Raw genomic sequence first — 4,507 nt, 5'->3', positions numbered from 1 at the left:
TGCCCTGAGCCGTCCCCATCTTTCGGGGCTGTTTTCGCCGCCGCATGGGTGGCGAGGATGGCCTGGTTAGCGCGTAACTCGGCGAGCATGTTGCAGAACAGGGCGCCCTGCTCGATCGCATCGTCGAGGGCGACATGGGTGTGCGGATGGTCGTCGAACCAGCGCTGTGGAAGCCGCGGCTTGATGCACTTGCGATAGGGCAGGCCGGTCATCGCGAAGGCGAGCGTCTTGATGTCGAGCGCGGACCACGAGAATGGGCAGCGTCCGGTGAAGCGCATCATGTACCAGAACATGAAAGTGAAATCGAAGCCAGCCGGCATGGCCACGAAGACCGGTTTGCCTGGCAGCGCTTCGACCCACGCCACGTAGGCGTTCAAAGCCTTGGCGGGCTCCTGCAGATCGAGACGGCAAGCGGCCCACGCCTCGGGCTGAGTTTTCCACCACGCCTCCTGAACCGGATGGGCGGTCGCGCCCTCCAGCGTCTCGAGGTTCGCAGAGAAGGTGCCGATGAGCTGCTTGTCTTCTGTGTACGCGGCCGAGGCGAAACTGAGCATGGAATGCGGGCCGGGGATCGGGCCGTCCGCTTCCACATCGGTGCTCACATAGATTTCGACGCTCATGCGCGCACTCCGTCTGCGACGTACGGATTTGTGCGGCGCTCGGCGCCGAACGTCGAAGTGGGTCCGTGACCCGGCACGAAGGTGACGTCGTCGCCGAGCGGCCACAGCTTTTCGCGGATCGCGCGAATCAGATCTGCGTGATTGCCGCGCGGAAAATCAGTGCGGCCGATCGAACCCGCGAACAGAACATCTCCAACCAGCGCGACCCGATGGGCGCGGCTAAAGAAGATCACATGGCCCGGCGTATGCCCCGGGCAGTGATAGACCTCGAGCGTCTCATTGCCGAACTGAACTGTGTCGCCGTCCTGCAGCCAGCGATCCGGTTCGAACGCCTGCGCTGCCGGGAAGCCGAAACGCGTGCTCTGATCGGGCAGTTGGTCGAGCCAGAAACGTTCGTCGGGATGTGGGCCGTCGATCGGGACGCCGTAGTGCGTAGCCAAGGTTTTCGCGCCGGCGCAATGATCGATGTGACCGTGCGTGAGGAAAACCTTTTCGACCGACACGTTTTGCCGCTTGACCTCATCCTGGATGACCTCGAGATCGCCGCCCGGATCGACGACGGCGGCGCGTCCCGTTGCCTCGCAAACGAGCAGCGAGCAGTTCTGCTGGAACGGGGTGACGGGGATCAGAGTGACTTTCATGAGGACGGTAGGCCGCTGCAAAAACGTTGATTGTACCGGCGTGACGTAGCCCCCGGCGATATGCCAAATGGCTGTGCCGCGATGCCTATTTTTGCAGCAATAGTGGAAATTCATCAAAGCTATCAGGCGCTTGCCATCCCAAAATTGTGTTTTGGGTATAATGCGGTCATGTGTACGGGAAACCGTGCTGCCACAGGACGATGCGTCCCCAGTCCGAATGGAGCGCTGATCGTCGTCAAGTAAGTGCCGTCGGTGTTGTCGACGGCAAATCCAGCATCGGATGCGTCCGATGCGCACGTCTCGTCCAGCCAGGTGCCACGCGCCTGCAACGGCCTTCTGCCGTTACGCTGGGTGGGGCCTACGCCGCCGTTCCTGCGCGCTGTTGTCTGGCGCGCAAGAACGTGTTTGCCACGTTCGATGGCGGCTTGTGGGGTCTGGTCAGGCTGCCGGGGACAGGTTGCGCCAGACGTGAAATTTAACCGTGCGGGAGCGGCAGAGTGTGCCGCGTGCGGGCTTCGGCGTATTGCGCTTTTTCGCGCGGCGCGTGGTCGTTCGCTTTCCGCCGGAGTCGCAGCAACACGCAGCTATCGCGTGATGCGGCTCGACAATGTGATTACACGTCTTATGAAAACTCGGTCATCCCGAAGTATAGGGAGTCTTTTTGCCTTTTTTGTGCTCGCAGGGTGCGCCATGCCCCCGAACGCAGCCAACGAGGCAAGTAATCCGCCGCTCAGCACCAAGAGCGCGCAGGCAGGCGGTGCCGGTACGTTGGCGCCGCAAGCCTTCGGAACGCCAGCTGCATCGGCTTCTGAAGCTAACGCCACGTCGCTCGCCGACGCCCAGCCGCTCACCGAAAACGGTCCCAATGTGGTCGGCTTCCACGAAACCGGGCGCGCGTCCTGGTACGGCAGGTTCTTCCACGGCCGTCGCACGGCGAACGGCGAACGCTACGACATGCATGCGCTGACCGCCGCGCACCGCACGCTGCCGCTCGGCTCATACGTGCGCGTGACGAACCCGGCGAACGACAGTTCGGTGATTGTCCGGATCAACGACCGCGGCCCGTTCGCGCGCGGCCGGATCATCGACCTCTCGCTGGCGGCCGCTACTGCGCTGCATATGCAGCGCGCCGGCACGGCGCGCGTGCAGATCGTCGGTCTGACGCCAAAGGAAGCCAAGGCCGAACAGGCCGAGACACTGGCGTCGAACACGAACGACGTCAAGTGATGTGACTGGAGCGAGCCGTGCGTGTGATGCACCTCTGCTCGCGCGTTTGTCCGCTCTCAAGGGCCGCTTGCGCGGCCCTTGGTCTTACTCGCTATCTTCCCCGTCTTTCTTCAACGCCAATGCGCGCGTGTACAACGCGTTGCGCGATGTTCCCGTGATAGCCGCCGCGACTTTCGCCGCGCTACTCACCGTCAGCTCTTCCAGCAGGATGCCCAGCAGCGCGTCGTGATCGTGCTCGCCTGCGGTTTCCTGTTGAGCGCCTTCCACCACCAGTACAAATTCGCCGCGCTGCCGGTTCGGGTCCGCCGCCAGCCACGTTGGCCCTTCGGCCAGGGTGCAGCAATGCAGCGCTTCATGTAACTTTGTCAGCTCACGTGCGATCAATAGTTTGCGCGCTCCGCCGAATGCTTCGGCCAGCGCTTCGACTGTTTCTACGATGCGATGCGGCGCTTCGTAGAAGACCATGGCCTGCGGATGCGTCGCGAGCGACTGCAGCGTTGCAGCGCGTTGCTTTGCTTTCGGCGGCAAAAAGCCGAGGAACGAGAAGGTCGCTACCCAATCGCCGGCGGCACTGAGGGCTGTGGCCAAGGCGCTGGCGCCGGGTAATGGAATCACCGGAAACCCGGCTTCACGCACGGCGTCGACGAGCTTCGCTCCGGGGTCCGAAATGCCAGGAGTGCCGGCGTCGGACACGTAGGCGACACGCTCGCCCGCTTGCAGATGTTCGACGATGCGCAGCGCCGCGGCGCGCTCGTTGTGCTGATGCACCGCCAGCAGGGGCTTCGAGATGCCGTAGCGCGCTAGCAGTTGGCCTGTATTGCGCGTGTCCTCGGCGGCGATGCGGTCCACCAGTCCGAGTACGTGCAGCGCGCGCAACGTGATGTCCGCAACGTTGCCGATCGGCGTCGCCACCACATAGAGCGCGGCAGCGGGATATTGCTGCCCTTGCGCAAGTTCGAAGAGAGGGGTCATGAGACAGAAGACGCAGACAGACAAAGCAAGGCCGACATTGTGCCACGCAGAGGCAGAGCGCCCGGCGCCTCGTTCTGGCGCTCACAACTTTTTGGGACGCGGAGGGTCCAAAGACGTCGGAGCTGCGTTCGAAGCTCACGCGCTCGCCTTCCTGCAGCGCCAGCGGTTGCGTTTCGTCCCGCGCAACGTGGCATGTCGCGGCGGAGAGATCGATCTGGTGATGAGCGAGCGCGACGGCTCGCTGTGGTGTTCGTCGAAGTCCGGGCGCGGGCGCGTTGGCACTATGGCGGCGCGGCGGCCAGCGTTGGGTGGCAGAAACGTCAGCGGCTGGTGCGCGCCGCGCGGCATTATCTGGCCACTCGCGTGAGCGTCGTGCCGGCGTGCCGTTTTGATGTCGTCGCATTCGAGTCGGGGCGACTTGTCTGGTTACGCGATGCCTTTCGCGCGGACGAAGTCTGAGCCGCGCTGCGGATATCGCGCCCGAGTGCGATAAACTTGCGCTCGCGTACGGGTGGCATGGCGAACGCCTCGCGGGCGGTTCCGGGGACGCGTCGGCGTTGCCTGCACCGGCAGCAAGATAACCTGTATTCACAACACGGCCGCGCGCAGCGGTCCATCCGCGGCAAACGATAGAGACTCGATGTCAGTCGAACGTATTCAACAGCACTTCCGCGACAACGCGGCAGTCACAACCGAAGCTCTCGAAACCCTCTCGATGCCGATCGCCGCAGCGATCGACACGATGTTTATGGCGCTTGCCAACGGCAACCGCATTCTTGCGTGCGGCAATGGCGGATCTGCGGCCAACGCGCAGCATTTCGTGGCCAAGCTGATGGGCCGTTTCGAACGCGAACGACCAGGCTTGCCTGCCATTGCTTTGACAGCCGATACGTCGATCATCACCGCGATCGCCGACGACTACGCGTTCGAGCAGGTGTTCTCGAAGCAGGTCTGGTCCTTCGGCCAGCCGGGGGACGTGCTGCTTGCCATCACGACCACGGGCGACTCGGCCAACGTGCTGGCCGCGATCGCGGCGGCGCACGAGCG

General features: G+C 63.5%; 5 protein-coding genes and 1 pseudogene. 3 read left to right on the top strand and 3 right to left on the bottom strand.

From position 1 onward, the window contains the following. On the bottom strand, positions 1 to 620 hold a 620-nt coding region (locus tag M0954_RS29850), incomplete at its 3' end, for an exonuclease (RefSeq protein ID WP_297357087.1). Further along, positions 617 to 1,261, bottom strand: a complete 645-nt coding sequence (locus tag M0954_RS29845) for an MBL fold metallo-hydrolase (protein WP_297357084.1) — start codon at positions 1,259 to 1,261, stop codon at positions 617 to 619. The genes M0954_RS29850 and M0954_RS29845, both read right to left, overlap by 4 nt. A 594-nt stretch (positions 1,262 to 1,855) precedes the next feature. Here M0954_RS29845 and M0954_RS29840 point away from each other — a divergent pair. Beyond that, positions 1,856 to 2,488: a septal ring lytic transglycosylase RlpA family protein gene (locus M0954_RS29840; RefSeq protein ID WP_297357089.1), complete on the top strand. Its 633-nt coding sequence runs from the start codon at positions 1,856 to 1,858 to the stop codon at positions 2,486 to 2,488. Between the two features lie 84 nt (positions 2,489 to 2,572). Here the strand turns inward: M0954_RS29840 and rsmI are convergent, their stop codons facing one another. Further along, a complete protein-coding gene (gene rsmI, locus M0954_RS29835; protein WP_297357082.1) occupies positions 2,573 to 3,460 on the bottom strand; it encodes a 16S rRNA (cytidine(1402)-2'-O)-methyltransferase in 888 nt (295 codons plus the stop codon). On the opposite strand from rsmI, the pseudogene M0954_RS29830 reads away from it, so the two are divergent. Further along, a pseudogene (locus tag M0954_RS29830) lies at positions 3,459 to 3,919 on the top strand (YraN family protein). The gene rsmI and the pseudogene M0954_RS29830 sit on opposite strands and share 2 nt — an antisense overlap. A gap of 181 nt (positions 3,920 to 4,100) precedes the next feature. After that, positions 4,101 to 4,507, top strand: a 407-nt coding sequence (locus M0954_RS29825) for an SIS domain-containing protein (RefSeq protein WP_297357080.1), incomplete at its 3' end; no start/stop codon positions are given.

Origin of the sequence: Paraburkholderia sp., from assembly GCF_026225065.1 — a bacterium.
Lineage (GTDB): Bacteria > Pseudomonadota > Gammaproteobacteria > Burkholderiales > Burkholderiaceae > Paraburkholderia.
Note: the sequence above shows the minus strand (reverse complement) of the source record. Positions and strands in the feature narration are given on the sequence as shown.